This window comes from Phenylobacterium sp. (genome assembly GCF_041913825.1).
Taxonomy (GTDB): Bacteria; Pseudomonadota; Alphaproteobacteria; order Caulobacterales; family Caulobacteraceae; genus Phenylobacterium.
Genome location: NZ_JAYSEO010000025.1, coordinates 36,671 through 62,671 on the forward strand (window position 1 = coordinate 36,671; position 26,001 = coordinate 62,671).

The window sequence follows — 26,001 nt, forward strand, 5'->3', positions numbered from 1 at the left end:
CGGAGCGGCAACGCGCGGCGGCCCGCCCGGCTCCCCTATTTCAGGGTCAGCAGGAAGGCGGCGATGTCGCGCGCCTCGGCCTCGCCGATCCCCATGGGCGGCATGGCGCTCTTCGGGTCGATCTGGTGCGGGTCCTGGATCCAGGCCACGAGGTTGGCCGGCGTGTTGTTCACCCGCCCGCCGATGTAGACGCGGCCCGCGAAGCCGGTGAGCGGCGGGCCCACCTTGCCCTTGGCGCCCGCCACGCCGGGGACCACGTGGCAGCCGCCGCAGGGGCGGCGCTGCACGGCCGCCTTGCCTGCGTGCGGGTCGCCGCCGGTCATGGTGCGCACGCGGTTCTCGAGGTCCTGGCGCGACAGCAGCCGGTCCACCGTCACCGCCCCGCCGACGATCACGGCCAGGGCTCCGGCCACCAGCCCTCCCACCAGCGCCTTGCTAGCCATGCTGCGCCTCCTTCAGCGGCGTTCCGCGCAGGTGCGGCGCGAGCAGGGCGGCGGCCACCACGGCGTGGAACAGCCCGCCCGGCACCCACATCAGAAGGCCGGCGAGCTGCTGGTCCTCGGCCGGGGTCAGGCCGAAGGCGGCGAGGCCCAGGGCCGCGTAGGGGCCGTACCAGGGGCTCTCGGACAGGGCCATGAACGCGCCCAGCGCGCCGGTCACCATCGAGGTGGCGAACAGGCAGAAGGCCGCCACCCAGACGTTTCGCCTCGGCCCCAGCATGGCCGACCAGAACAGGAGCGCGGTGACGAAGAACGACAGGTGCTGGGCCGCGTGCCAGCCCTCGTGCTTCAGCGCCCGGTCGAACAGCGACGGCAGGTGCCAGACCCACACCGCCGCCGCCTGAAGGGTGGTCGACAGCAGCGGGTCGGAGAAGAACCGCCAGAGCCCCGCCCCGGCGCGGCTGCGCGGGACGGCGGCGAGCCCCTGGCGGCCGCGGGCCGGAAAGGCCCAGAGCATCACGCCCAGCGGCCGGGACCAGACGAACAGCGGGGCGGCGGCCAGCATGATCAGCTCGTGCTCGATCATGTGGGCGGTGAACGAGCGGCCGCTCAGCGCGTGCAGCGGCGACAGCGAGGAGACCGCCAGGGTGGCGAGCCCGGCCGCGAAGATCCGGCCGCGCCGGGCGAGCTCGGCCCGCCCGGTGGTGGAGCGCCGCCACAACCGCAGGAACCCCGCGCCGTAGAGGGCGGCGGTCAGCAGCCAGGGCGCGGCGATCCAGGCCTCCGGCCCGCCCCAGCCGGTCGGCTCCGGGGCGTGGGCCAGGGCGGCGCCCGGCAGGAGCGCCAGCAGCAGCGCCAGCCGGATCATCGGAAGCACCCCGGCACGATGAAGCCGCTCAGGGTCTGCAGCGTCACGGCCAGCAGGAAGATCGCCGCTGTCCCGGCGCCGACATAGGCGGCGAAGGCGCGGGTCTCCGGCCGGTCGGCGCTCTCCGGCGGCGCGGCGCGCGCCTTCCACGAGATCAGCCCGCCCGCCACCACCACCGCGGCGCAGGCCAGGCCGGTGGCCGCGGTGAGCCACGGCCCGCCCAGCCTGCAGTCCCAGTAGACGGCGTTCGAGCCCGTCTGGTGCTGGGCGAACCAGGCCGCGGCGCCCAGGAACACCCCGGCCCAGGGCGCGAGATGCGATCGGCTGAGCGCGGGTTTCATGGCGCCCACCTCGGCGCCCAGTAGATCAGCAGGTAGGTCGGCAGCCAGAAGACCACGATGTAGGCCCAGTAGCCGGCGTTGTCGTCCACGTCCGAGAACCGCTCGGTGTCCACCGGGTGGGTGAAGAGGAAGACGGTCAGGAAGAAGGTGTCCAGGAAGTCGGTGATCAGGTGGACCGAGTGGATCAGGATCAGCGCCCAGGTCACCGAGCCGTAGGCGTCCTGGTCCCACCGGCTGTTCAGGTGGGTGAACTCCAACGCCCGGATCGCGAGGATCGCGGCGCCGATCGCGGTCATGGCGACCGCCAGCCGGCGGGCGGCCGGCAGGTCCCGGCGCCGCGCCGCGTTGGAGGCCCAGGCGTTGGGGACCAGGCTCGCCAGGAACACCGCCGTCCCGAGCGTCCCCCACAGCAGGTCCGGCGGCGGCGCGTCCAGCGGCCACTGGGTGGACCCGTTCATCAGGTAGACGTAGGCGGCGAAGGCCAGCAGGAAGCCCGCGCCCTCGATCAGCATGAATCCCGCCCCGGCCCACCACCACAGGCCGTGGCTGCGGAAGCCGGCGGTGGGCAGGTGCGAGAGGTCGCCGACGATCCGCGGGCTCATGCAATGGCTCCCGGCGGAACGCGCTCGTCCTCGGGCGACGTCAGCTTGGAATGCGATGGCCGGGGCCAGAACCATCCGAGGATGCAGATCACCAGCGGCGGGCTCAGCCAGACCAGGGCCCATTCGTTGAAGATCGAGCCGGTGAACAGGATGGTGACGGCGATCGCGCTCAGGAACGGCCAGATGCTGGGCTCCGGCGAGCCTTCCCGTACGTCGGGGACGGCGTCGCTGACGCTGGTGAGCAGCACCTGCCGGCGCTCACGATCCATGCCGGTCATCACCGGCAGCGCCCCCTTGGCCAGCCACAGCGGCTCGCGGCCTTCCACCACCGGCGTCAGGCCGAAGTTGTAGGTCGGCGGCGGGGAAGAGGTGGCCCACTCCAGGCCGCCCGCCTTCCAGGGATCGGGACCGGCCGGCGCGCCCTTCCGCGCGCTGACGATCAGGTTCAGCAGGTAGACCGCCACCCCGGCGGCCATGACGTAGGCGCCGGCGCTGGAGAGCAGGTTGAGGTCGCCCCAGCCCATCTCCTGCGGATAGGTGTAGACCCGCCGCGGCATGCCCCAGAGCCCCAGGATGTGCATGGGGAAGAAGGCCACGTGGAAGCCCAGGAAGATCAGCCAGAAGCTCCACCGCCCCGCCGTCTCGGAGGGCATCCGGCCGATGGCCTTGGGGAACCAGTAGTGGATCGCCGCCAGCAGTGGGAACACCGCCCCGCCGATCAGCACATAGTGGAAGTGGGCGACCACGAAGTAGGTGTCGTGGACCTGCAGGTCGAGCGGGACCGACGCCAGCATCACTCCGGTCAGCCCGCCCAGCACGAAGGTGACGATGAAGCCGACCACGAACAGCAGCGGCGTCTGGAACCTGGGCTTGCCGTCCCACATCGTCGCGATCCAGCAGAAGATCTGCACGCCCGAGGGCAGGGCGATGGTCATGCTGGCGGCGGTGTAGAAGCTGTTGCCGAGTCTCGGCAGGCCGGTGGCGAACATGTGGTGCACCCACAGGCCGAATCCCAGGAAGCCTGTGGCGATCAGCGCCAGCACCATCACCGGGTAGCCGAAGACGCTCCGTCGGCAGAAGGTCGCCACGACCTCCGACACCATGCCCAGCGCCGGCAGGAAGATGATGTAGACCTCCGGGTGGCCGAAGAACCAGAACAGGTGCTGCCACAGCAGCGACGAGCCGCCCTCGGCGGTGTTGTAGAAGTGCGTGCCGATCAGCCGGTCCGAGATCAGGAAGCTGGTGGACAGCATCACCGCGGGCATGGCGAAGATGATCATCACCGCCGTCACCAGGCTCGCCCAACTGAACAGCGGCATCCGCGCCAGCGTCATGCCGGGCGCCCGCAGCTTCAGGATGGTGACCGACGTGGCCACGGCGGTGGCCAGCGCCGCCACCTCGGTGAAGGTGACCATCTGGGCCCAGATGTCGGTGCGCTTGCCCGGCGAGAACTGCGGCCCGGCCAGCGGCACGTAGGAGAACCAGCCGGTCTCCGGCCCCACGTCCAGCGCGAAGGCCACCCAGATCAGCACGCCGCCGGCCAGGTAGACCCAGTAGCTGAAGGCGACCAGCCGCGGGAAGGCGATGGTCCTGGCCCCGACCATCAGCGGGGTCAGATAGACCGCCATGGCCTCCATGATCGGCACGGCGAACAGGAACATCATCGTCGTGCCGTGTAGGCTGAAGATCTGGTTGTAGCGGTCCGGGTCGATCAGCCCGCTCTCCGGCCGGGCGAGCTGGGCTCGGATCGCCGCCGCCAGCAGGCCGCCCAGCACCAGGAAGACGAGGCCGGTGGCCACGTAGCGCTTGCCGATCTCCTTGGGGTCGACCGAGGTGAGGAAGCCCCAGAGGCCGGGCTTCTCCGCCCAGGCGCGGTGCAGGGTCTCGTGCTCGGCGGCCTCGAGCGCGGTCGGCGAGGCGCTCATCCCAGCGTCTCCAGATAGGCGACGATGGCGTTCAGCTCCTCGGCCGTCAGGTCCACCCGCGGCATCTTGGTGCCGGGCTTGAACGACTGCGGGTCGGCGATCCACGCCTGCAGGCTGCCGCGGTCGTTGGGCAGGGTGCCGGCGGCGATATGGGTGCGGCTCTTCAGGTGGGTGAGGTCCGGTCCCGTGGAGCCCCCGGCGTCCGTGCCCTGCACGCGGTGGCACATGACGCAGGCCTTGGAGTTGAAGAGCTGCTTGCCGAGCACCGCGTCCGGGGCGGCCGGATCGGCGGCCGAGGCGATCTGGCGCCGCTTCCAGGCTTCGAAGCCCGCCGCATCGTCCACCTTCACGTCGAAGGCCATCTTGGCGTGCTGGAAGCCGCAGAACTCGGCGCACTGGCCACGGAAGGCGCCGGTCCGCCGGGGCGTCACCGCCACGTAGTTCGTGCGCCCGGGGATCAGGTCCATCTTGCCCGCCAGGTTCGGCACCCAGAAGGAGTGGATCACGTCGTTGGAGGTGAGCTGGATCACTGCCGGCCGGTCGATCGGCAGGTGCAGCTCGTTGGCGGTGACCACCGTCTCCGACGGGAGGTCGCCCTGGTACTCCACGTACCACCACCACTGGTTCGCGATGACCTTGACCTTCAGCGGCTCCGGGCCCTGCTCGGCCAGGCTGCGGTCCACGAGGAAGCTCACCGTCGTCAGCACCACCAGGCCGGACGCGATCAGCGCCGCCCAGCCGGCCAGGCCCCGCCGCATGGCGGGCTCCGCCGCCGTCTCGCCGGTGACCGGGGCGTCGCTCGGCGGCGCGCGCCTGGCCCGCACCAGCGCCCAGGCGAGGAAGGCCATCACCAGCAGGTACATGATCCCGCAGACCACCAGCATGGTGCGCCAGACCACGTCGATGTGGCGGGCCTGGTCGCCGGCCGGGTCGAGGGTCGTCTGGATTCCGCTGCAGCCGGCCAGGAGGAGCGCGGCGGCCGCGGCCCGCAGCGGCCCCGGCAGGCGCACGCTCATCGCGCGGTTCCGGACTGCGCCGGCGCGGGGTCGCCCGCCTGGCCCTGCGGGTCCTGGTTGTTGGGCGGCGGGGTGGAGCGCATCCGGTTGTCGCCGCGGCTGGGCGCCGCCAGCTTGTCGGCCTCGCCCGACATCGACTTCACATAGGCGGCGATCTGCCAGACCTGCTGGTCGGGGATCTTGTCCTTGAACGCCGGCATGCCGTTCGGCCGGCCCTGCACGATCGAGGCGTAGATCTGCTCCATCTCGCCGCCATAGCGCCACTGGTCGTCCATCAGCGGCGGGCCGATGCCGCCGCCGCCGTTGAAGTGGCAGCCGTTGCAGTTGAACCAGGTGTAGTAGGTCTGGCCCTGGCCGATGTGGAAGGCGTTGCCGTCGTACTGCACGGCGCGCGGATCGGTGGGCGTGGGCGAGGGCTGGCCCGGGAACAGGCCGCTCACCGCCACGCCCTTGGGCCCCGTTTCGACGGCGGGCTCCGGCTGCAGCGGGCGGTGCTCGCGGTTGCAGGCGCCCAGCGCGGCGACGGCGGTCACGGCCGCGCAGCGTCCCGCGATGCTGGCAATCGCGCGTCCCAATCCACATCCTCCCGCTTCATCAACTCACGAGGCGGGGGTTCGTTCAGGCGGAGCCGTCGCGGCTCAGATCGGGCGGAAGGTCCGCGCGAAGGCCGCCTCGCCGGGCGCGCTGAACTGCACGACGCGCGTGCCGTCCAGCCGCCGCGCCCAGCCCAGCGCGTAGATCCGCGCCAGCAGCGCCTGGCCCATGACGCCCGCCAGGTGGCTGCGCCGGACGCTCCAGTCGAGGCAGGCCTTGCACAGCGGCCGCCGCCCGCGGGCCGAGAGGTCGAGGCCGAACGCCGCGGCGAACCGTCGGCCCTCCTCGGTGAGCGCCAGCGCGCCGTCGTGGTCGGCGATCCGCCCGGTCGCCACCAGGGCCTCCAGCATGGCCACGCCGGCGTCCCCCGCCAGGTGGTCGTAGCAGACCCGCGCCCGGCGCAGCGCCGGATCGCGGGGCCCCGGCCGCGTGCGCAGGTGGCCCTCGCGGCCGGCCAGGACCAGGAGCTGCTCCATGGCCTCGGCCACCTCTTCGCCGGCCAGGGCGAAGTAGCTGTGGCGGCCCTGGCGCCGGCGGACCAGCAGCCCGCCGGCCTCCAGCTTCGCCAGATGCCCGCTGGCGGTCTGGGCGGTGATCCCGGCCTCCCGGGCGAGCTCGCCGGCGGTCAGCGCCTGGCCGCCCATCAGCGCGGCCAGCATGTTGGCGCGGGCCGGCTCGCCCAGCAGGGCGGCGATGCGGGTGATGTCGGGCCCGAGCCTCATCCGGCCAGCATAGCTCGCGCCGCGCCGGAATGCTTCGGCCGGCGCCGAAACATGGGCGGGGCCGGCCGCGGTAGGCAGGGGCTCCCAAGGAGGACCCATGACCGTCGTCTGCTGCATCCGCTACGTGATCGACCCCTTCCAGCGCGAGGCGTTCGAGGACTACGCCCGCAACTGGCTGACCATCATCCCCGCCTGTGGCGGCGACCTGCTGGGCTACTTCATGCCCTACGAAGGCACGAACGACGTCGCCCTGGCGATGATCGGCTTCGAAAGCCTCGCCGCCTACGAGGCCTACCGCGCCCGGCTGAAGGCCCATCCGCTCGGCGCCGCCAACTTCCGCATGGCCCAGGAGAAGCGGTTCATCCAGTGCGAGCGGCGCACCTTCCTGACGCCGGTGGCGGCATGATCGCGGTGATCTTCGAGGTCGCGCCCACCGAGGCCGGGCGCGACCGCTACTTCGAGCTGGCCGCCGGCCTGGCCGGGCGGCTCGCCGGCATGGACGGCTTCGTCTCCATCGAGCGCTTCCAGAGTCTCGCCGATCCGGGGAAGCTGCTGTCCCTGTCGTTCTGGCGCGACGAGGCGGCGGTGGCGGCCTGGCGGCGGGAGGAGGCCCACCGCGCCGCCCAGCACGAGGGCCGCGGCGGGGTGTTCCGCGACTACCGCCTGCGGGTGGCCCAGGTGGTCCGCGACTATGGCCTGGACGCGCGGGCGGAGGCGCCGCCTGATGCGCCGGGGAGGACACGCCATGGCTGAAGATCCCGAGATCCGCCGCACGCTGGAGCGCTACGCCGACGCCTGGCGGGCCGGCGACTTCGCGGCCATGACCGCCTGCTACGCCGACGACTTCGTCCTGCACTACGGCGGACGCAACGCGCTCTCCGGCGACCATCTCGGCAAGGCCGAGGCCGTGCGGGTGCTGGTGGAGTTCACCCGGCGCACCGGCCGGCGGCTCGTGGCCATCGTCGACGTCCTGGCGGGCGGCGCCGGCCGCGGGTCGATCATCGCCCGCGAGGCGTTCGGCGACGCCGAGGTCGAGCGCGTGCTGGTCTACCGGGTGGCCGAGGGTCGGCTGGCCGAGTGCTGGGTGCTGGACGCCGACCAGCCGCTGATCGACCGGCTGGTGGGCGAGGCCTGAGGCGCGCGGCCATGGAAGATCCGTTCGACCTCGCCCGCTTCGTCGCCGCCCAGGCCGGCGTGTACGACACCGCGCTGGCCGAGCTCTCCGCCGGGCGCAAGCGGACCCACTGGATGTGGTTCGTCTTTCCGCAACTCGCCGGCCTGGGCTCGAGCCCGACGGCGCAGCGGTATGCGGTCTCCGGCGTGGAGGAGGCGAAGGCCTATCTCGCCCACCCGGTGCTGGGCCCGCGCCTGATGGCCTGCACCGCCGCCCTGCTCGCCGTGCAGGACCGCTCCGCCCACGAGATCTTCGGCAGCCCCGACGACCTGAAGTTCCGCTCGTCCATGACCCTGTTCGCCGCCGCCGCGCCGGCCGAGCCGGCCTTCCGCGAGGCGCTCGCCCGGTACTTCGGCGGCCAGCCCGACCCGCGGACGCTCGCCCTGCTGGCCTAGACCAGCGACACCGACAGCCGGCGCCGCTCGGTGGCGGCGCGCAGCTCGGCCCAGATGGCGTCTTCGCTGGCCGCGTCGCCGGCCTGCTCGGCCTCGATCTGGGCGGCGATCAGCGCCTCGCGCAGCCGGTCGTTCTCGGCCTTCAGGGCGGAGATTCGCAGGTCGGGGTCCTCGCCGGGCTCGCCCAGCAGGGTGCGGATCGCCCGGTTTTCCTCGACGAGCTTCGCCGCCGCGCCGTCCCAGACCTCGGCCGCCAGCGTCAGCAGCATGGCGGCAAGCCCGAGGTTGCTCGCCCGCTCGGCCGGCGGCGCGTCGGGGGCGGCGTAGCGCATGGCCAGGCCGGCGAGTTCGGCCAGGACGGCGGGGACCGGCGGGTTCATAGCTTGCCCATCACCTTCAGGATCGCCCGGTCCTGGGCGTTGATCAGCCACCAGGCCGGATAGACCATGATCGGCTCCTTGTTGCCGCCGTCGAGGAAGGCGCGGGCCGAGCCCACCCAGATCGCCTGGCCCTTCACGCAGTTGAACAGGATCCACCAGTGCAGCGCCGCGGGATCGGCCTTCAGCCCGCTCGCCCGCTCCCAGATCGCCACCGCCTCCGCCCGGGAGGCGAGCCCGCCCGCCCGATCCGGCTGGCCGAAGCCCCACACGGGATTGAAGCTCCAGGCGAGGTCCTCCAGCGGATCCCCCAGGTGGCACATCTCCCAGTCCAGGACCCCGTGGATCTCGCCGGCCTCGTCGAACAGGAAGTTGCCCGTCCGGTAGTCGCCGTGGACCACCGACAGCTTCTGCGCCGGCGGCGGCGGGTTGGCCTTCAGCCAGCGGATCGCCGCCCGGGTGATCGGCAGGGGCTCGGCCTGGTCGCGGTCCAGCGCGGCCTCCCAGTGGGCCAGCTCCTTGGACCAGCAGCCGTCCAGCGCCGGCGCCGGCATCACCTCGGTCAGCCCCAGCGCCTGCGGGTCGGCCCGGGCGATCTCGCCCAGGATCGTCCACTTGCGTTCCGCGATCTTCGGCAGCACCGCGTCGTAGGCGCCGGACAGCAGCATCTGCGGCGCGGCCTGGAAGCCCGCCAGCTCCTCGGCGATGAAGAACGGATGGTCGAGGGGGCCGTCCTGCTCCTCCAGCCACAGCATCTCCGGCACCGGCACCGCCGAGCCGTGGAAGGCGCGGTAGGCCGCGAACTCGATCCGCCGCTCGGTGTCGATCAGGCTGGCCGGCGGGTCGCGCCGGAGGATCATCCGCCGGGACCGCGGCGCGCCGCCCTCGGCCCAGCGGCAGACGAAGCGGTAGGTCTCCCGGCTCGCCCCGCCGGAGATCCGCTCCAGGCCCTCGACCGCCACCTCGCAGCCCAGCTTGCCCGCGATGTACGCCGCCACGCGCGGCTCCAGGGGATGGCCCATGGTCACGCCATCTCGAAACGGATGGGCAGGCGCTTGGGCCCGTTCACGAAGACGGCCTGGCTCATGGCGGGCTCGCCGTCCAGCGCCACCGACTTCAGCCTCGGCAGGAGCTCCTCCCAGAGGATCCGCATCTCCATCTTCGCCAGGTGCTGGCCCAGGCACAGGTGCGCGCCGTAGCCGAAGGCCGCGTGCCGGTTCGGCTTGCGGTCGACCTTGAACCGGTCCGGCTCCTCGAACACCGCCTCGTCGCGGTTCGCCGAGGCGTAGCAGAGCATCAGCCAGTCGCCCTTCTTCAGGTCCCGGCCGGCGAACTCCACGTCCTGGGTGGCGCTGCGCATGAAGGTCTTCACCGGCGTGGTCCAGCGGATCGACTCGTCCACCAGCGAGGGGATCAGCGACGGGTCCGCCTTCACCTTGGCGAACTCCTCCGGGTTCTCGGCCAGCGCCCACATGGCCCCGCCCACCGACGAGGAGGTGGTGTCGTGCCCGGCGGTGGCGACGATGATGTAGTAGCTCATCGCTTCCAGGTCGGAGATCGGCTGGCCGTCGATGGTGCTGTTGGCGATCACGCTGGCCAGGTCGTCGGTGGGCTCGGCCCGCTTCCGCTCGGACAGCTCGCGGAAGTAGTTCGAGAAGTCGATGATCACCGAGATGTCGAACTCGCGCTCCTCCGGCGGCTTGCCCAGCGCCTCGGCGTCGCGGGTCAGCTCCGGGTCGGTCGCGCCGAACAGCTCCTGCGTCAGCTTCAGCATCCGCGGCTCGTCGCTCTCGGGCACGCCCAGGATCGTCATGATCACGTGCAGCGGATAGTGCAGGGCGACCTCGTTGACGAAGTCGCACCGCCCGCCGCGGGCGGCCATCCGGTCCACCGCCTGGCGGGCGATCGCCCGGATCCGGTCCTCCAGCCCCCGCAGGTTCGGCGGCATGAACCACGACTGGGTCAGGGCCCGGTACTTCGGGTGGTCCGGGGCGTCCATCTGGACCAGGGTGCGCAGCAGGTGCGGGCTGCCGCCCATCATTTCGCGCACCTTGCGGTCCATGGCCTGGGTGGTGAAGGTGGTGGAGCGGTCGCCGCTGTGGAACAGCTCGTTCTGCCGGCTCACCTCCAGCAGGTCCGCGTGCCGGGTGACCACCCAGAAGGGGTCGATGCCGGGGATCTCGGCCAGGCCCAGCGGCTCGTTCCTCCGCAGCCAGCGATAGGTCTCGTAGATGCGGCCGTCGGCGTAGGCGGCGGGCTCGATCAGGCCCAGGGCCTTGTCCTGCGGGATGCGGTGGTCCGCAGCGCTCATCACGCTCATGTCGCCCATGCGCGGCCCCGGCTGGCCCGGGCGCGCGCCTCCCTTGTCTTGTTCTTGGGGCTCACTTGATACTCGGCCGCCACAAGCCGCAAGACTGACCAAGGGTAAGGTCCGCTAGCCGTGGCGGACGACAACGGCCCGCGACGAGGCCGGGAGGGAGCCTGCATGCTGACCCGGGGCGACGACTACCCGATCCACCAGACGCCGGAGCCGATCGCCTATGCGGGCTCCGACCGCAACTTCTACGACCGCTACTTCTTCAACGCCTATTCGCCCGACGGGCGGGACTTCGTGGCCGTGGCCTTCGGGGTCTACCCGGCGCTGAACGTCGCCGACGCCCATGTCTCGGTGATCCGCGGCGGGACCCAGCACTGCCTGCACGCCTCCCGCGTGCTCGGCCTGGAGCGCATGGACCTCACGGTCGGCCCCATCGCCATCGAGGTTCTCGAGCCGCTGCAGAAGCTGCGCGTCGCCGTCAGCGGGGAGGGGCTGGCCGCCGACCTGCTGTTCGAGGGCCGCGCCTTCCCCATCGAGGAGCCGCGCTTCGTGAAGCGCAACGGCCCGCGCCTGTTCATGGACTACACCCGCCTGACGCAGAACGTGCGCGTCTCCGGCTGGATCGAGGTGGACGGCGAGCGCCAGGAACTCTCCGGCTGGACCGGCTCGCGCGACCGCTCCTGGGGCATCCGCCCGGTCGGCGCGCCCGACCCGCAGCCGACGCCGGGGGCCGGCATCCCCGGCTTCTTCTGGCAGTGGACGCCCATCAACCTTCAGGACCGCAGCGTCTTCTTCCACGTCAACGCCGACCCCGACGGCCGGCCGTGGAACACCCGCGCCGTCATCCTGCCGGACGGGGCCGGCCCCGAGGGCGGCTGGCACGCCGAGGCGCCGCGGATGGAGGACGTCGACCTGATCCCCGGAACCCGCCACGCCAGGGGCGGGACGCTGAAGATCCCGCTCGCCCAGGGCGAGGCGACGGTGCGGCTCGAGCCCGTCACCACCTTCCTGATGCGCGGCATCGGCTATGGCGGGGAGTGGCGGCACGGCGCCCTGAAGGGTGAGCTCGCCGTGGCCCGCGAGGACATCGACCTCGCCGCCGCCGACATGGGCGCCATGGAGAACCTGCACATCCAGGCCATCAGCCGCGCTAGCTACGAAGCTCCCGGCGAGGCGCCGCAACAGGGTGTCGGCGTCTTCGAGCAGCTCATCCTCGGCCCCTATCGCCCCTACGGCCTCTAGCAGCACCTCCTCTCCCCCACACGCGGTGGGAGGGGAGAGGTTGGGGAGAGGGGGGATGCGCGCCGGCGCATCGGATGAGCCTACTGCTGCCCGAACACCTGCATCACCCGCGCCACCGCCGGCAGCATCAGGGCGCCCAGGAGGCAGGGGAAGATGAAGATGATCAGCGGCACGGTCAGCTTGGCCGACAGCGCCAGCGCCTTCTCCTCGGCCCGCAGCATCCGCTTGGCGCGCATGTCCTGCGAGAACACCGAGAGCGTGTCGCCGAGGCTCGTGCCCATCTCCTCGGCCTGCCGCAGCATGGTGGCGAGCGCGCGGGCGTCCTCGATGCCGAGCCGGTCGGCGAGCGCGCTCCAGGCGTCCTTGCGGGCGCGGCCGGCGCGCAGCTCCAGCACCAGGAAGCGCAGGTGGACGGTGAGGTTCGGGTAGCGCCGGGCGAGTTCGTCGGTCACCCGGGTCACCGCGGCGTCGAGGCTCAGGCCCGCCTCCACCGAAGCCACCAGCAGGTCGAGCAGGTCGGGGAAGCCGTCGCTGTATTCCCGCTCCCGCGCCGTCTTGCGCGACTTCAGCACCTGGTCGGGGCCCATCACCGCCAGGCCCGAGAGCAGGCAGGCGACGAGCAGGCCGCCCAGCCCCGCCTGGCCGCCGATGATCATCGGCAGGGTCAGGACGACCCCCAGCGTCGCCACCACCAGGGCCGCGGCCTTGACGCCCAGGAAGATCACCGGCGCCTCGCGGTTGTAGAAGCCCGCCTGCATCAGCCGGCTGCGGAGCTGCGAGAGCTTCGCCGGGTCGCGCACGGCGCTCTGCTGGCCGAGCCGGCGCACCGTGTCGAGGAGCTGGCCGCCCAGGGCCGCGGCGGTCTTCGGCGGCGCCGCCACGGGCGCGGCGCCGCCGCCGACGGCGGGCGACAGCCGCAGCCGGCGCACCGCGCGCAGACGGATCTCGGTGGCCGCGATCCAGGCCGCGCCGGCCAGCGCGCCGATCACCAGCACCAGGCCGGCGATCCAGATGAGGGTCTGAAGCTGCGTCGCGGTCATGGGATCACAGCCGCATGTCGATCATGCGCCGCATGACCATGTTGCCGAGGAACATCCAGAAGCCCAGCACGCCGATGCCGATCTGCACGAACCGGTCGTGGATGACGTCGCCGTAGAAGCCGGGCGAGGTGATCATGATGAAGCCCAGCGCGAAGAACGGCGCGCCGGTCAGGATCATCGCCGAGGCGCGGCCCTCGGCCGAGGCGGCCTTGATCTTCAGGCGCATCTTGTGCCGCTCGCGCACGGTGTTGGCGTTGAGCTTCAGCAGGCCGGTCAGGTTGCCGCCCGCCCGCTCCTGCAGCCGCACGGTCGCGGCGAACAGGTCCACGTCCGGGTGCTGGCAGCGCTCGGACATCCGCTCGACCGCCTGGGCCAGGGTCGCGCCGTAGGCGATCTCGTCGGCGGCCATGCCGAACTCGGTGCCGACGGGGTCGCCCATCTCGCGGCCCACCAGCGCGATGGCGGTGGGCACCGGGTGGCCCGCCTCGAGGCTGCGGACGATGATGTCCAGCGCCTGGGGAAGCTGGAACCCCAGCTTCTTGGCGCGGCTCGCGGCCATGTGCTTCAGCCAGAAGAACGGCCCGCCGACGCCGACGATCACGGCCACCGGCAGGGCGAGGATCGGCGTCTTGGTCATCACCGCCACGCAGAAGCCCACCGTCACCCCGGCCGTGGCCGACATCAGGATCCAGCGGCGCGGCTCGTACTTCACGCCCGAGGCGACGATCAGGTCCGAGAGCCACTTCAGCCGCTCGCCCTTCTTGCCCTCGGCGTTCAGGCCCCGCTGCTTGCGCAGCTCCATGACCAGGGCCGAGACTCCGTCGACCTTCTCGGCGACCTTCAGGCGGGCGTTCAGCTTGCGCTTCTGGCCGGCCATGGTGAGGAGGCCGATGGCCGCCTGGGCGGCGGTGAACACCGCGGCGAACACCAGCACCAGGAAGGCGGTCTGGGCGAGGCTCAGCACGACAGCAGCACCTTCGAGGGGTCGAAGTTGGCCGTGTCGTAGGGGATGCCCCGGCGGTTCATTTCGTCGAGGCAGCGCGGGCGCAGGCCCGAGGCCCGGAACTCGCCGTGCACCGTCCCGTCGGGATCGGTGTGGGTGCGGTTGAAGGTGAAGATGTCCTGCATCTGCACCACATTGCCTTCCATGCCGACGATCTCGGTCACGTGGGTGACCTTCCGCTTGCCGTCGGGCAGGCGCATGGCCTGGACGATCAGGCCGACCGCCGAGGCGATCTGCGCGCGCATGGCGTCGGGGCTGATGGCCATGCCGCCCATGGCGATCATCTGCTCCAGGCGGCCGATGGCCTCGCGCGGGTTGTTGGCGTGGATCGTCGCCATGGAGCCTTCGTGGCCGGTGTTCATGGCCTGCAGCATGTCGAAGGCCTCTTCGGAGCGGACCTCGCCCAGGATCACCCGGTCGGGACGCATCCGCAGCGCGTTCTTCACCAGCTCCCGCTGGCGGATCTCGCCCTTGCCCTCGATGTTCGGCGGCCGGGTCTCCATGCGCACGACGTGCGGCTGCTGGAGCTGCAGCTCGGCGGCGTCCTCGATGGTGATCGTCCGCTCGCCCTCGCTGATGGCGGCCGACAGCGCGTTCAGCAGCGTGGTCTTGCCCGAGCCGGTGCCGCCGGAGATCACCGTCGAGACCCGGGCCCGCACCGCGCCGAAGAGGAACTCGGCCACGCACTGCGGCATGGCCCCCACCTCCACCAGCTTCTCCAGCGTCAGCGGCTTCTTCGAGAACTTCCGGATCGAGACCGCCGCGCCATCGATGGCGATGGGCGAGATGGCCGCGTTCACCCGGCTGCCGTCGGCCAGGCGGGCGTCGACCATCGGCTGACTCTCGTCGATCCGGCGGCCGACGGCCGCGACGATCCGGTTGACGATCCGCAGCAGGTGGTCGTTGTCGCGGAAGTGGACGGGGGTCAGCTCCAGCTCGCCGCGCCGCTCCACATAGACCTGGTAGGGGCCGTTGATCAGGATGTCGTTGATGCTCTCGTCCTTGAGCAGCGGCTCGATGGGCCCCAGGCCCACCATCTCGTCGTAGATCGAGGCGCCCAGCTCCTGCAGCTCGGCGGTGTTCAGCGCCATCCGCTCGGCTCGCGCGAAGTCGGCGGTGAGCTTCATCACCTCGCGGCGCAGCTCGGGTTCCGACAGCTTGTCGAGCTTGGCGAGGTCGAGCTCGTCGATGAGCCGGGCATGCAGCCGGAGCCGCATCTCGAGCTGCTCGCCGCGCGGCGGGCCGGAGGCGGCGGCCGGAGCGGCCTTGGCCTTGGCGGGAGCCGGAGCGGCCGGGATCGCGGGCGCGGGGGTGGCAGCCGGTGTCGGTTCGGGTTGAGCGGGGGCCGGCGCGGCCTCCGCCGCGGGGGCGGCCTGGCGGGCGAGGCTGAAGCGGCCCATCAGGCGGCCCTCTTCGCGCCGGCCTGCTCCTTGCGGCCCGGCTCGGCGGACAGGCGCTCCACCATGGCCTGCACGTCGCGGACGATCTTGGACTTCGGCCGGTGCTGGGCGATCGGCCCGCCCAGGTTCACGCTGGCGGCGGCGGCTTCCCAGTCGGAGCTGACGCCGGCGTCGGCCTTGCGGCCGAGCGCGCGCTCGGCCTCGGACATCGACGGCGCCGGGCCGAACATCCGGCTGGCCAGGCGGTTCAGCACGATCCGCGGCTTCCGGTCTGGGCCCAGCGCCTCCTCGATCTCGTCGGCCAGCGAGCGGGCGGCGAGCAGGGCCGGCACGGTCAGCTCCGAGACCACCAGGACCTCGTCGCAGCCCGACAGCGCCTCCAGGGTCCAGGGCCGGCGGTGGCGGGGGATGTCGAGGATCACCCACTCGTAGCACTCGCAGGCGACCTCCAGCATCCGGAGCACCGCCTCGCGGCCGATGGCGTCGAAGGCGCCGGGCTCGCGCAGGCCGGCCAGCAGGTCGAGCTGCTTGCTCACGGGCGTGACGAAGGCCTGCAGCATGGCCGCGTCGATCCGCTCGGCGGACGCGCCCATGCCGGCCAGCCGCAGCGCCGGCTGCGCGCCGAGGTAGGCGGCGGCCGCGCCGTCGGCGAGGTTGAGGTCGATCAGGCAGACGCTCTTCTCCTTGCCGGCGCGGGCGGCCAGGGTCGTGGCCACCTCGACGGCGAGGGTGGTGGCGCCCGCGCCGCCCACCGCGCCGGTGATCGCCCAGCAGCGGGAGGAGTCGGCCTGCGGCGTCGCGGCCGGCGCGGCGGCGGCGAGCAGGGCGGCCATGGCCTGGGCCACCTGTTCGGGCGTGAACGGCGCCTCCAGCACGTCGGAGCGCTCCAGCCGCAGCAGGTTGCGCACCACCGTGGTCGGCAGGCGCTCGCCCACCAGCAGCACCGGGGGGGCGGCAGGGGCCGTGGACAGCGCCTGCAGCGCCTGGGCCAGCGCCGGGGCCTCCCACGCGTCGGCGTCGATCAGCACGAGGTCGCAGGTGGCGGTGCGGGCGGCGGCCAGGCGATCGAGGCCGGCCTGATCGAGGATCGCGCCGGCCAGCGCGGTGTCGGCCAGGGAGGCGAGGGCGGCGCCCAGCGCCAGGACCCGGGGGGCGGAGGGCGCCGTCGCGGCCGGCTGGGTCTTCTTCGACTTCAGCATCGGCTTACTTCGCGTCCTTCAGCGGGTCGCGCGGCAGCGGCTTGTCCAGCGCCTTCCCGAGCAGGATCATGTCGATGGGGTTGGGCTCGGCGCCGCTCACCGCCGGTTTGGCGCGCAGGTCCTGGGCGGTGGCCAGGCGGGGCGTGACCACGATGACGAGCTCGGTCTCGTTGCGCCGCCAGCGGGCCGAGCGGAACAGGGCCGACAGCACCGGCACGTCGCCCAGCACCGGCACCTGGCGCACCGTGTTCTGGTAGTCGTTCTGCAGCAGGCCGGCGATGGCGAAGGTGTCGCCGCTCTTCAGCTCCACGGTGGTCGAGGTCCGCCGGGTGGTGAGGCCCGGCACGTTCACGCCGTTGATCCGCAGGCTGTTGGCCGGGTCGAGCTGGCTGACCTCCGGGGCCACCGACAGCTTGATCAGGCCGTTGTCCTGGACCACCGGCTGGAAGTCGAGCTTCACGCCGTAGGTGCGGAACTCGAGCGTGATCTTGTCCAGGTCCTGGGGCACCGGATAGGGGAACTCCCCGCCGGCCAGGAAGCTGGCCTTCTCGCCGGACACCGCCACCAGGTTGGGCCTGGCCAGGGTGCGGACGACGCCCTTCTCCTCCAGCGCCTGCAGCTCCAGGTCGAAGGTGGTCGAGCCCGAACGGCCCGAGAGCCGCAGCACGCCGGACGGCTGGCTCGCGCCGATCAGGCCGTTGCCGTAGCCGAAGATGAAGTCGTTGCCCTGGATCACGCCCGACAGGCCGAAGTCCTTCAGCGCGGTGCGGGTGGCCTCGAGCACGCGCACCTCCAGCACCACCTGCTGCGAGGCCTGCACCGTCAGCGTCGAGGTCACCGCCTCGGGGGCGAAGCGGTCGGCGATAGCCTTGGCCTTGGCCGCCACCGACGGGGTGGAGACCTCGCCGGTCAGCAGCAGGCCCTCGCCCAGCGTATGCACCTGGATCTGCTCGCCCGGCAGGGCCCGGCGCAGGTCGTCCTCGAGCGCCGCGGCGTCGTGGCCGACGCGCACGTCGATCACCTCGCGCAGGCGCCCGCCCGGGGCGTAGACCAGCAGGTTGGTGGCCCCGTACTCCAGGCCGCGGACGTAGAAGCTGTGGTCGGTGGTGGCGACGATCTCGGCGGTGTCCGGCTGGGCGACCACGATCTTGGCGGCCGGCAGGTCCAGGCGGAACGACAGCGACTTGTCGCGGGGCACGTAGATCACCCGGCTGAGCGCCGCTTCCGACTGGAAGACGTCGGCCGCGGCCGGGCCGGGCGCGCCGGCGGCGAGCAGGGCGAGGGTGGCGCAGAGCGCGCCGGCGAACTTGCGGGACATGGGTAAGCTCACTCTCAGTCGGCCGCGGGGCTGGAGGCCCCGGCGGCGGACGGCGCGGCGGCGGGCGCCGGCGCGGGGGCCGGCCGGCTGCGGCCCGAGCCGCCGCGGCTCTGGCCCTCGACGATCTGGATCAGGCGCGGCCCTTCCGGGGCGCGCGGGGCGGCGCGGCGCACGGCCACGGCCTGGGGAGCGGCGCGACCCCCGCCGATCCGCATGGGGGTGGTCTGGGCGATCTCGGCCGAGCCGGTGCGGCGCAGGGCCAGCGACAGCCGGCCCATCTCGCTGGCCACCGCCAGCTTCTGGCTGTCCGGCGCCGAGACCTCCAGGGTCGCGGTGTTCGGCGACGCGGGCTTGGCCTCGGCGGTGTCCAGGTTCAGGTCCACGGCCAGCACGCGGACGTTCTGCAGCACCACGTCCGAGACGTAGCTGCGGGTCTCGCCGTTCGGCGTCAGGTCGCGCATCAGCACCACGTCCACCCGGTCGCCCGGCAGGGCGTGGCCGCCGACGCCGGTCACGTCGTCGACGCGGATGGTGTAGGCCCGCATGCCCTCGGCGATCTCGGCGGCCACCGACGGCCGGGCGCCCGGGCCCGACAGCTTGGCGGCCAGCATCGGCTCGCGCGCGGCCACTGGCACCAGGACGATCGGCGCGCCGCCCTTGTCCACCGTCAGCACGGCGTCCGGCGAGGCGAAGGCGCCTTCCGGCACCGCGTTCTTGGGCATGTGCACGACGCTCAGCGCGCTCGCGTCCAGCCTGTCGCCGAACTTCAGCGGCTTGGCGGCGACGACCACCGGCACGCCGGTCACCGGCTGCACCGCCACCGGCGTGGCCTTGGCCGCGGCGGCGTTGGGCAGCACCGTCTTGGCGACCACCAGCGCGGCCAGGCCGAGCGCTGCGGACGCGCCCAGGCTCACGATCGTCACGACGCGCATTCTGCTCGCCCCACCAGAAAAATCCTTTTCGGATCGTAAGGTTAGCGAGGCCCCGCTTGCGATATCCCCAACGGACGTGGTGAACGGCGGCGCAAGCATTCTGAAGGCTTAGCCGGCTCAGCACTGGCGGCCGGCCCGCCATCCGCTAGGCTCCCGCCCCGCAAGCAGGGAGAGGGACCATGGAGCTTCGTCGGCTGGGGAATTCGGGGCTGAAGGTCAGCGCCGTCGGTCTGGGCTGCAACAACTTCGGCATGCGCATCGACCAGGACCAGACCCAGGCCGTGGTCGACGCCGCGATCGACGCCGGGATCACCTTCTTCGACACCGCCGACATCTACGGCGGCACGAAGTCGGAGGCGTTCCTCGGCAAGGCGCTGGGCAAGCGCCGGGCCGACGTGATCGTCGCCACCAAGTTCGGCATGGCGGTCGGCGGCGACGAGCGGAAGAAGGGCGGCTCGCGCCGCTGGATCATGCAGGCGGTGGAGGACAGCCTGCGCCGGCTGGGCACCGACTGGATCGATCTCTACCAGCACCACCAGCCCGACCCCGACACCCCGGTTGACGAGACGCTGCGCGCCCTCGACGACCTCGTGACCCAGGGCAAGGTCCGCTACATCGGCAACTCCAACTATACGGGCTGGCAGATCGCCGACGCCGACTGGACCGCCGCCGGCCAGAGCCGCTTCGTCTCGGCCCAGAACCTCTATTCCCTGCTGGAGCGGAAGTCGGCCTTCGAGGTGCTGCCGGCCTGCGAGCACTTCGGCCTGGGCTTCCTGCCGTTCTTCCCGCTCGCGTCCGGCCTGCTGTCCGGCAAGTACCGCCGGGGCGAGCCCCCGCCGGAGGGCACGCGCCTCGCCGCCTGGGGCCAGCGCGGCCAGCAGGCGATGACCGACGCCAACTTCGACCGCGTGGAGCGGCTGACGGCCTGGGCCGAGGCGCGCGGCCACACCCTCCTCGAGCTCGCCTTCGCCTGGCTCCTCGGCCAGCCGGTGGTCTCCTCGGTGATCGCCGGCGCCACCACCCCCGACCAGGTCCGCGCCAACGCCGCCGCCGCCGCCTGGGCCCTCACCCCCGACGAGGTCGCCGAGGTGACCAGGCTGGCGAGCTGAGCGCGCGCCCTTGCCGACGCCACGTCACGTCCGGCACACCGGTCCAAACTCGGGGAGAGGCGCATGTACGAGCTGCTGAAGGGCCTTCGCGTGGTGGAGGGCTCGGCCTTCGTGGCCGCGCCCACCTGCGGCCTCTACCTCGCCCAGATGGGCGCCGAAGTGATCCGCTTCGACAACATCGGCGGCGGGCCGGACTTCCGCCGCTGGCCGCTCGCCGGGAACGGCGCGAGCCTCTACTGGGAGGGGCTGAACAAGGGCAAGAAGTCGGTCGCCCTCGACCTCTCCCGAGCCGAAGGCCGCGAGCTCGCCCAGCGCCTGGCCACGGCCCCAGGCGACGACGCCGGCCTCTTCGTCACCAACTTCCCCGCCGACGGCTTCCTCGCCTACGACAGGCTGAGGGCGCTGCGCGACGACCTGGTCTGCGTCCGTGTCATGGGCTGGGCCGACGGGTCCCAGGGCATGGACTACACCATCAACGCCGCGCTCGGCCTGCCCCAGATGACCGGTCCGGCCGACGACGAGCGGCCCGTCAACCACGTGCTCGCCGCCTGGGACCTGCTCACGGGCGCCTACTGCGCCTTCGCGCTCGTCTCGGCCCTGCTGGCCCGCACGCGGGGGCAGGGCGGCCGCGAGATCCGCGCGCCCCTGTCCGACATCGGCGCCGCCACCATGGCCAACCTCGGCTTCACCGCCGAGACCCTGCTGACCGGCCACCAGCGCCCGCGCATGGGCAACGACGTCTTCGGCGCCTTCGGCCGCGACTTCACCACCCGCGACGGTCAGAAGCTGATGCTGCTCGCCATCACGCCGCGCCAGTGGGCCAAGGCGCTCGACGCCCTGGGCATCGGCGGGCAGGTCGCCGCCCTGGAGGCCGAGCTCGGCGTCTCCTTCGCCACGGACGAGGGGCTGCGCTTCACCCACCGGGCCCGGCTCTACCCGCTGTTCGAGGCCGCCTTCGCGGCGAAGACCGCCGCCGAGCTCACCCCCGCCTTCGACGCCGGCGGCGTCACCTGGGGCGCCTACCAGACCCTGGAAGCGGCGCTCAGCGACACCCGTCTGTACAAGGACAATCCGTTGTTCGAGACGGTTCGCCATCCCAGCGGCCTGAGCTATCCGGCTCCCGGCGCCATGGGCTCCATCCCGCAGGACCAGCGCGGCCCCGTGCGGCCGGCGCCGGCTCTCGGTCAGCATACGGACGAAGTGCTGTCCGAGGTGCTCGGCCTGCCCTCGGCCGAGATCGCCCGCCTGCACGACCAGGGCGTGGTGGCCTAGGCCTGAGCCCTACGCCGCCGGACGCAGCGCCGCGGCCGTCCGATCGTTGCGCGCCAGGTGGGGCCGAAGCAGCGCCAGGTAGGTGTCCGCATGGGTGCGCGGCAGTCCGTGGCCGGCGCCGGGCGCCACCTCCAGCCGGGCGTTCGGCATCCGCGCCACCAGCGGCCGCAGCACGTCGGCGGTCATCTCGTCGTACTCGCCGGTCAGCACCAGGGCCGGGGCGCCGACCCGCGGCAGCAGCGGCTCGCCGTCGTAGGTCTTCAGCAGCCCCGTCGCGCGGATCTCGCCCGGGCCCCACATGCCGTTGTAGATGCGCGGGCTCGACCGCAGCCCCCGCGCGCGGGCGTAGTCGCGGATGTACGGCGCCACCGGCGCGCGATCCATGTAGCGGCCGTAGAACACCGCCATGGCGGCGGCGTACTTGGGGCTGTCGGTCGTGCCGGCCGCCTCGTGGGCGTTGATCGCCCGCTGCACCTCCGGCGGCAGCTTCGCGAGCTGGGCCGTCGTGCTGCGCTCCCAGCTTCGGGTCGAGATCAGCGGGCTGCCCAGGGTCACGCTGCGCAGGCCCCCAGGCTGGCGCGCGGCGTACTCCAGGGCGACGGTCGAGCCCCAGGAATGTCCCACCAGGTGCAGTTCGCCCAGCCCGAGCGCCGCCCGGATGGCGTCGAGCTCGGAGACGAACCGCTCCACCGTCCAGTTGGCCGGATCGTTCGGCTGGTCCGACAGGCCGGAATCCAGTTGATCGTAGAGGATCACCCCCCGCTCCGCGGCCAGCCGCAGGGCCGGCAGGAAGCCCGCATGGTTCGAGCCGGGGCCGCCGTGCACGAACACAACCGGCGCCCCGGGCGCCGCCAGGTCGCCGTTCACCCGCACATAGATGTTCCCGCCGCGCACCGGGACCTTCAGCTCGCGGTCAGGCGCAGGCGGTCTCCAGTCCTGGGCGAAAACCGGGCGCGCGGCGGCCGCGGCGGCCAGTCCGAGCAGCAGGCTGCGGCGGCTGAGCGCCATCAGTCGCCCGCCGCCAGCGTCACCAGCACCGCGCCCTCGGTCACCTGGGCGCCGGCCTCGACGGAGAGCGTCTCGACCCTGCCGTCGAACGGCGCGGTCATGGCGTGCTCCATCTTCATGGCCTCCAGCGTCAGCAGCGGCTGGCCCTTGGCGACCGTGTCGCCGGCCTTCACGGACACCGCCGTCACCTTGCCGGGCATGGGCGAGCGGATCTGGCCGTCGCCGCCGGCGCCCTCGGCCCCCTCGGCGCTCGGCGGGAACGGCGCGAAGGCGAAGGCCTGGCCCTGTTCGAAGACGACGATGTGGCCGTCCTCGTCCAGCAGCACCGAGCGTGGCTCGGTCTCCGTTTCCGACGCCGCGGCCACGATGGGCGTCCCGTCCAGGAACAGCCGCACCGCCGTCTCCGGCGCCCGGTTCAGGCGGAAGCCGGCCAGCTCGCGCCAGGGCGAGGGCGGCTCCTCCATGATCCCGCTGTCGTCGGCGATCATCGCCGCGGCGGCGGCGGCGGCCAGCGCCGCCGGCGTCGGCTCGGCCGCGCCGGTCAGCTCGGCGAGGTTGCGGTCGATGAAGCCGGTGTCCATGTCGCCGGCGATGAAGCCCGGCGCCTCCAGGCAGCGCGACAGGAAGCCGGCGTTGGTCTTCACCGGCCACACCTCCACCCCGTCGCAGGCCTCGCAGAGGTCGGCGATCGCCTGCTCGCGGGTCTCGGCGTGGGCGATCAGCTTGGCGATCATCGGGTCGTAGAAGGGGGTGATCCGCCCGCCCTCCTCGACGCCGGCGTCGGCCCGCACGGTCGGCGGCAGGCGGAAGTGGTCGAGGTCGCCTGTGGACGGCAGGAAGCCTGCAGCCGGGTTCTCGGCGTAGAGCCGCGCCTCCACCGCATGGCCGGTCAGCGTGATCTCGTCCTGCAGCAGCGGCAGCCGCTCGCCCTGGGCCACGCGGATCTGCCACTCCACCAGGTCCTGGCCGGTGACCATCTCGGTGACCGGATGCTCCACCTGCAGGCGGGTGTTCATCTCCATGAACCAGATGCGGTCGGGGCGGAGCCCCTGGCTGGCGTCGGCGATGAACTCCACCGTGCCCGCGCCCACATAGCCCACGGCCTGGGCCGCGCGCACGGCGGCCGCGGTCACGGCGGCCCGGGCCGCCTCGGTCATGCCGGGGGCCGGGGCCTCCTCGATCACCTTCTGGTGCCGGCGCTGCAGCGAGCAGTCGCGCTCGAACAGGTGGACGACGTTGCGGTGGCTGTCGCCGAACACCTGCACCTCGATGTGCCGCGGCCGGGTGACGTAGGTCTCCAGCAGCACCCGGTCGTCCCCGAACGCCGCGGCGGCCTCGCGCTTGGCCGACGTCAGCGCGGCCTCGAAGTCGCCGGGGCCTTCCACCCGGCGCATGCCCTTGCCGCCGCCGCCCGCCACCGCCTTGATCAGCACCGGATAGCCGATCCGCTCGGCCTCGCGGGCCAGGTTGGCCGGGTCCTGGTCCTCGCCCAGGTAGCCCGGCGTCACCGGCACCCCCGCCTCCTGCATCAGCGCCTTGGCCGCGTCCTTCAGGCCCATGGCCCGGATCGCCGCCGGCGGCGGCCCGATCCAGGTGATCCCCGCCGCCGCCACGGCCTCGGCGAAGTCGGCGTTCTCCGAGAGGAAGCCGTAGCCCGGGTGGATGGCGTCCGCCCCCGTCTCGATGGCCGCGGCGATGATCCGCTCCTGGACGAGGTAGCTCTCCCGCGCCACCGCCGGCCCGATCAGGACCGCGCGGTCGGCGTCGCGCACGTGCGGCGCCTGGGCGTCAGCCTCGGAATAGACCGCCACCGTGGCGATCCCCATTCGCCGCGCCGTAGCGAAGACCCGGCGCGCGATCTCGCCGCGGTTGGCGACGAGGATGCTGGTGATCTGGGGCATGGTCACATCCTGAACACGCCGAAGCGCGTCTCCGGGATCGGGGCGTTCAGCGACGCCGAGATGGAGAGGCCGAGCACGTCGCGGGTCTGGGCCGGGTCGATGATGCCGTCGTCCCACAGCCGCGCGGTGGCGAAATAGGGATTGCCCTCGTCCTCGTAGGTCTGGCGGATCGGGGCCTTGAAGGCCTCTTCCTCGTCCGGACTCCACTTGCCGGCGTCGCGGTGGACGGTGGCCAGCACGCTCGCCGCCTGCTCGCCGCCCATGACGCTGATCCGGCTGTTCGGCCAGGTCCACAGGAAGCGCGGCGAATAGGCCCGGCCGCACATGCCGTAGTTGCCGGCCCCGAACGAGCCGCCGATCAGGACGGTGAACTTGGGGACCTCCGCGCTCGCCACCGCGGTGACCAGCTTGGCCCCGTCCTTGGCGATGCCGCCGGCCTCGTACTTCCCGCCGACCATGAAGCCCGAGATGTTCTGCAGGAACACCAGCGGGATCTTCCGCTTGCAGGCCAGCTCGATGAAGTGCGCCCCCTTCAGCGCGCTCTCCGAGAACAGCACCCCGTTGTTGGCGAGGATGGCCACCGGATAGCCCCAGATCCGCGCGAAGCCGGTGACGAGGGTCGTGCCGTAGAGCGGCTTGAACTCGTCGAACTGGCTGCCGTCGACGATGCGGGCGATCACCTCGTGCACGTCGTAGGGCGCGCGCACGTCGGTCGGCACGATGCCGTACAGCTCCTCGGGGTCGTAGGCCGGCGGCCGGGCCTCGGCCAGCACCAGCTCGCCGGGCTTGGTGGTGTTCAGGTTGGCGACGATGGAGCGGACGATGGCCAGCGCGTGCTCGTCGTCGTTGGCCACGTGGTCCACCACGCCCGAACGCCGCCCGTGGGTCTCGGCCCCGCCGAGCTCCTCCGCCGAGATCACCTCGCCGGTCGCCGCTTTCACCAGCGGCGGGCCGCCCAGGAAGATGGTGCCCTGGTTGCGCACGATCACCGTCTCGTCGCTCATCGCCGGGACATAGGCGCCGCCGGCGGTGCACGAGCCCATGACGCAGGCGATCTGGGCGATGCCCGCGGCGCTCATCCGCGCCTGGTTGTAGAAGATCCGTCCGAAGTGGTCGCGGTCGGGGAAGACCTCGGCCTGGTGCGGCAGGTTCGCGCCGCCCGAGTCCACCAGGTAGACGCAGGGCAGGCGGTTCTGGATGGCGATCTCCTGGGCGCGGAGATGCTTCTTCACCGTCATCGGGAAATAGGCGCCGCCCTTCACCGTGGCGTCGTTGGCTACGATCATCACCTCGCGGCCGGACACGCGTCCGATCCCGGTGATCACGCCGGCCGCCGGCGCCTCGTCGTTATAGAGGCCGAAAGCCGCGAGCTGGCCCACCTCCAGGAACGGCGAGCCGGGGTCCAGCAGCCGCATCACCCTGTCACGCGGGAGCAGCTTGCCGCGGCTCTCGTGGCGCCTGCGGCTGTCCTCGGATCCGCCGAGCGCGGCCCGGGCGGCGCGGTCCCGCAGTTCATCGACCAGTCCCCGGTTGACCCGGGCGTTGGCGGCGAAGCCGTCGGAAGCGGGATCGACGGCGGTCTGGAGCTTCCTCATGAGCAAGAGCTAGGCCGTGTTTTCGGGGTGTAGGTCAAGTTCTTCTGGCATCGGTTTCTCAATGGCCAAGTTTTGCAGCCGTTCCCCTCCCGCCCAGGCGAAACCTGCCTCCAAACCTCTCCCATCTGGAATAATCTGACCCTCACCCCATGCGCTCCTAGTTCCTCCCCCCTCGGGGAGGTGGCCCGAAGGGCCGGAAGGGGGTCCGCCC

The 26,001-nt window shown here is 72.3% G+C and carries 27 protein-coding genes; 7 read left to right on the forward strand and 20 right to left on the reverse strand.

Translation table 11 applies throughout. From position 1 onward, the window contains the following. Positions 1 to 35: 35 nt before the first annotated feature. The 8 genes from ACE3Q8_RS18565 to ACE3Q8_RS18600 all read right to left on the reverse strand — a co-directional run bounded on the left by ACE3Q8_RS18565 (position 36) and on the right by ACE3Q8_RS18600 (position 6,508). On the reverse strand, positions 36 to 443 hold the full coding sequence (locus ACE3Q8_RS18565; protein WP_374471789.1) for a cytochrome c family protein: 408 nt from the start codon (positions 441 to 443) through the stop codon (positions 36 to 38). Further along, positions 436 to 1,308 (reverse strand): cytochrome c oxidase assembly protein, encoded by an 873-nt coding sequence (locus ACE3Q8_RS18570; RefSeq protein WP_374471790.1) that lies wholly within the window; start codon positions 1,306 to 1,308, stop codon positions 436 to 438. Before ACE3Q8_RS18570 ends, ACE3Q8_RS18565 begins: the two co-directional genes overlap by 8 nt. Next, positions 1,305 to 1,649 carry a hypothetical protein gene (locus tag ACE3Q8_RS18575; protein WP_374471791.1) on the reverse strand — a complete coding sequence of 115 codons (345 nt, stop codon included), beginning with the start codon at positions 1,647 to 1,649 and terminating at the stop codon, positions 1,305 to 1,307. The genes ACE3Q8_RS18570 and ACE3Q8_RS18575 overlap by 4 nt, the downstream gene beginning before the upstream one ends. Beyond that, positions 1,646 to 2,251: a heme-copper oxidase subunit III gene (locus tag ACE3Q8_RS18580; RefSeq protein WP_374471792.1), complete on the reverse strand. Its 606-nt coding sequence runs from the start codon at positions 2,249 to 2,251 to the stop codon at positions 1,646 to 1,648. The genes ACE3Q8_RS18575 and ACE3Q8_RS18580 overlap by 4 nt, the downstream gene beginning before the upstream one ends. Continuing rightward, positions 2,248 to 4,176 (reverse strand): cytochrome c oxidase subunit I, encoded by a 1,929-nt coding sequence (ctaD, locus tag ACE3Q8_RS18585; RefSeq protein WP_374471793.1) that lies wholly within the window; start codon positions 4,174 to 4,176, stop codon positions 2,248 to 2,250. The genes ACE3Q8_RS18580 and ctaD overlap by 4 nt, the downstream gene beginning before the upstream one ends. Continuing rightward, positions 4,173 to 5,192 (reverse strand): cytochrome c oxidase subunit II, encoded by a 1,020-nt coding sequence (gene coxB, locus ACE3Q8_RS18590; protein WP_374471794.1) that lies wholly within the window; start codon positions 5,190 to 5,192, stop codon positions 4,173 to 4,175. The genes ctaD and coxB overlap by 4 nt, the downstream gene beginning before the upstream one ends. Next, on the reverse strand, positions 5,189 to 5,725 hold the full coding sequence (locus tag ACE3Q8_RS18595) for a cytochrome c (RefSeq protein ID WP_374471795.1): 537 nt from the start codon (positions 5,723 to 5,725) through the stop codon (positions 5,189 to 5,191). The genes coxB and ACE3Q8_RS18595 overlap by 4 nt, the downstream gene beginning before the upstream one ends. Positions 5,726 to 5,830: 105 nt before the next feature. Then, positions 5,831 to 6,508: an ArsR/SmtB family transcription factor gene (locus tag ACE3Q8_RS18600; RefSeq protein WP_374471796.1), complete on the reverse strand. Its 678-nt coding sequence runs from the start codon at positions 6,506 to 6,508 to the stop codon at positions 5,831 to 5,833. Between the two features lie 97 nt (positions 6,509 to 6,605). Between ACE3Q8_RS18600 and ACE3Q8_RS18605 the strand changes: the two genes are divergently transcribed. From ACE3Q8_RS18605 to ACE3Q8_RS18620, 4 genes are read left to right on the forward strand one after another with little or no spacing between them, the layout of a single operon-like run. Continuing rightward, positions 6,606 to 6,914: an NIPSNAP family protein gene (locus ACE3Q8_RS18605; protein WP_374471797.1), complete on the forward strand. Its 309-nt coding sequence runs from the start codon at positions 6,606 to 6,608 to the stop codon at positions 6,912 to 6,914. Beyond that, positions 6,911 to 7,261 carry an antibiotic biosynthesis monooxygenase gene (locus tag ACE3Q8_RS18610; protein WP_374471798.1) on the forward strand — a complete coding sequence of 117 codons (351 nt, stop codon included), beginning with the start codon at positions 6,911 to 6,913 and terminating at the stop codon, positions 7,259 to 7,261. The genes ACE3Q8_RS18605 and ACE3Q8_RS18610 overlap by 4 nt, the downstream gene beginning before the upstream one ends. Continuing rightward, positions 7,254 to 7,643 (forward strand): nuclear transport factor 2 family protein, encoded by a 390-nt coding sequence (locus tag ACE3Q8_RS18615; protein ID WP_374471799.1) that lies wholly within the window; start codon positions 7,254 to 7,256, stop codon positions 7,641 to 7,643. Before ACE3Q8_RS18610 ends, ACE3Q8_RS18615 begins: the two co-directional genes overlap by 8 nt. 11 nt (positions 7,644 to 7,654) lie before the next feature. Continuing rightward, complete coding sequence (locus ACE3Q8_RS18620) at positions 7,655 to 8,077, forward strand: DUF1810 domain-containing protein (protein ID WP_374471800.1); 423 nt, start codon at positions 7,655 to 7,657, stop codon at positions 8,075 to 8,077. On the opposite strand, the gene ACE3Q8_RS18625 is transcribed toward ACE3Q8_RS18620, so the two are convergent. The 3 genes from ACE3Q8_RS18625 to ACE3Q8_RS18635 are packed head-to-tail and all read right to left on the reverse strand — an operon-like array spanning position 8,074 to position 10,783. After that, the gene (locus ACE3Q8_RS18625) at positions 8,074 to 8,457 is read right to left on the reverse strand and encodes a hypothetical protein (protein WP_374471801.1); all 384 of its coding nucleotides are present in this window, start codon (positions 8,455 to 8,457) and stop codon (positions 8,074 to 8,076) included. The genes ACE3Q8_RS18620 and ACE3Q8_RS18625 overlap by 4 nt on opposite strands. Continuing rightward, positions 8,454 to 9,452: a phosphotransferase family protein gene (locus ACE3Q8_RS18630; RefSeq protein WP_374471802.1), complete on the reverse strand. Its 999-nt coding sequence runs from the start codon at positions 9,450 to 9,452 to the stop codon at positions 8,454 to 8,456. Before ACE3Q8_RS18630 ends, ACE3Q8_RS18625 begins: the two co-directional genes overlap by 4 nt. 26 nt (positions 9,453 to 9,478) lie before the next feature. Further along, positions 9,479 to 10,783, reverse strand: coding sequence for a cytochrome P450 (locus ACE3Q8_RS18635; RefSeq protein ID WP_374471803.1), 1,305 nt, complete (start codon positions 10,781 to 10,783; stop codon positions 9,479 to 9,481). A gap of 156 nt (positions 10,784 to 10,939) precedes the next feature. Between ACE3Q8_RS18635 and ACE3Q8_RS18640 the strand changes: the two genes are divergently transcribed. Beyond that, positions 10,940 to 12,013, forward strand: coding sequence for a hypothetical protein (locus ACE3Q8_RS18640; RefSeq protein ID WP_374471804.1), 1,074 nt, complete (start codon positions 10,940 to 10,942; stop codon positions 12,011 to 12,013). A gap of 80 nt (positions 12,014 to 12,093) precedes the next feature. Here ACE3Q8_RS18640 and ACE3Q8_RS18645 read toward each other — a convergent pair whose 3' ends face one another. From ACE3Q8_RS18645 to cpaB, 6 genes are read right to left on the reverse strand one after another with little or no spacing between them, the layout of a single operon-like run. Then, on the reverse strand, positions 12,094 to 13,053 hold the full coding sequence (locus tag ACE3Q8_RS18645) for a type II secretion system F family protein (protein ID WP_374471805.1): 960 nt from the start codon (positions 13,051 to 13,053) through the stop codon (positions 12,094 to 12,096). 4 nt (positions 13,054 to 13,057) lie between these two features. Beyond that, positions 13,058 to 14,017 (reverse strand): type II secretion system F family protein, encoded by a 960-nt coding sequence (locus ACE3Q8_RS18650; protein ID WP_374471806.1) that lies wholly within the window; start codon positions 14,015 to 14,017, stop codon positions 13,058 to 13,060. Further along, positions 14,011 to 15,456 carry a CpaF family protein gene (locus ACE3Q8_RS18655; RefSeq protein ID WP_374471807.1) on the reverse strand — a complete coding sequence of 482 codons (1,446 nt, stop codon included), beginning with the start codon at positions 15,454 to 15,456 and terminating at the stop codon, positions 14,011 to 14,013. The genes ACE3Q8_RS18650 and ACE3Q8_RS18655 overlap by 7 nt, the downstream gene beginning before the upstream one ends. Further along, entirely contained in the window at positions 15,456 to 16,655 is a 1,200-nt protein-coding gene (locus tag ACE3Q8_RS18660; RefSeq protein WP_374471808.1) for a CpaE family protein, read from the reverse strand. The genes ACE3Q8_RS18655 and ACE3Q8_RS18660 overlap by 1 nt, the downstream gene beginning before the upstream one ends. 4 nt (positions 16,656 to 16,659) lie before the next feature. After that, positions 16,660 to 17,973, reverse strand: coding sequence for a type II and III secretion system protein family protein (locus ACE3Q8_RS18665; protein ID WP_374471809.1), 1,314 nt, complete (start codon positions 17,971 to 17,973; stop codon positions 16,660 to 16,662). Between the two features lie 14 nt (positions 17,974 to 17,987). Beyond that, positions 17,988 to 18,905: a Flp pilus assembly protein CpaB gene (gene cpaB / locus ACE3Q8_RS18670; RefSeq protein ID WP_374471810.1), complete on the reverse strand. Its 918-nt coding sequence runs from the start codon at positions 18,903 to 18,905 to the stop codon at positions 17,988 to 17,990. A 179-nt stretch (positions 18,906 to 19,084) separates the two neighbouring features. Here cpaB and ACE3Q8_RS18675 point away from each other — a divergent pair, with 179 nt between their 5' ends. Further along, positions 19,085 to 20,014, forward strand: a complete 930-nt coding sequence (locus ACE3Q8_RS18675; protein ID WP_374471811.1) for an aldo/keto reductase — start codon at positions 19,085 to 19,087, stop codon at positions 20,012 to 20,014. 63 nt (positions 20,015 to 20,077) lie between these two features. Beyond that, the gene (locus ACE3Q8_RS18680; RefSeq protein ID WP_374471812.1) at positions 20,078 to 21,286 is read left to right on the forward strand and encodes a CoA transferase; all 1,209 of its coding nucleotides are present in this window, start codon (positions 20,078 to 20,080) and stop codon (positions 21,284 to 21,286) included. A gap of 9 nt (positions 21,287 to 21,295) precedes the next feature. Here ACE3Q8_RS18680 and ACE3Q8_RS18685 read toward each other — a convergent pair whose 3' ends face one another. From ACE3Q8_RS18685 to ACE3Q8_RS18695, 3 genes are read right to left on the reverse strand one after another with little or no spacing between them, the layout of a single operon-like run. Next, positions 21,296 to 22,294 (reverse strand): proline iminopeptidase-family hydrolase, encoded by a 999-nt coding sequence (locus tag ACE3Q8_RS18685; RefSeq protein WP_374471813.1) that lies wholly within the window; start codon positions 22,292 to 22,294, stop codon positions 21,296 to 21,298. After that, positions 22,294 to 24,195, reverse strand: a complete 1,902-nt coding sequence (locus ACE3Q8_RS18690) for a biotin carboxylase N-terminal domain-containing protein (RefSeq protein WP_374471814.1) — start codon at positions 24,193 to 24,195, stop codon at positions 22,294 to 22,296. The genes ACE3Q8_RS18685 and ACE3Q8_RS18690 overlap by 1 nt, the downstream gene beginning before the upstream one ends. A 2-nt stretch (positions 24,196 to 24,197) precedes the next feature. After that, positions 24,198 to 25,790, reverse strand: a complete 1,593-nt coding sequence (locus ACE3Q8_RS18695) for a carboxyl transferase domain-containing protein (protein WP_374471815.1) — start codon at positions 25,788 to 25,790, stop codon at positions 24,198 to 24,200. Positions 25,791 to 26,001 lie beyond the last annotated feature (211 nt).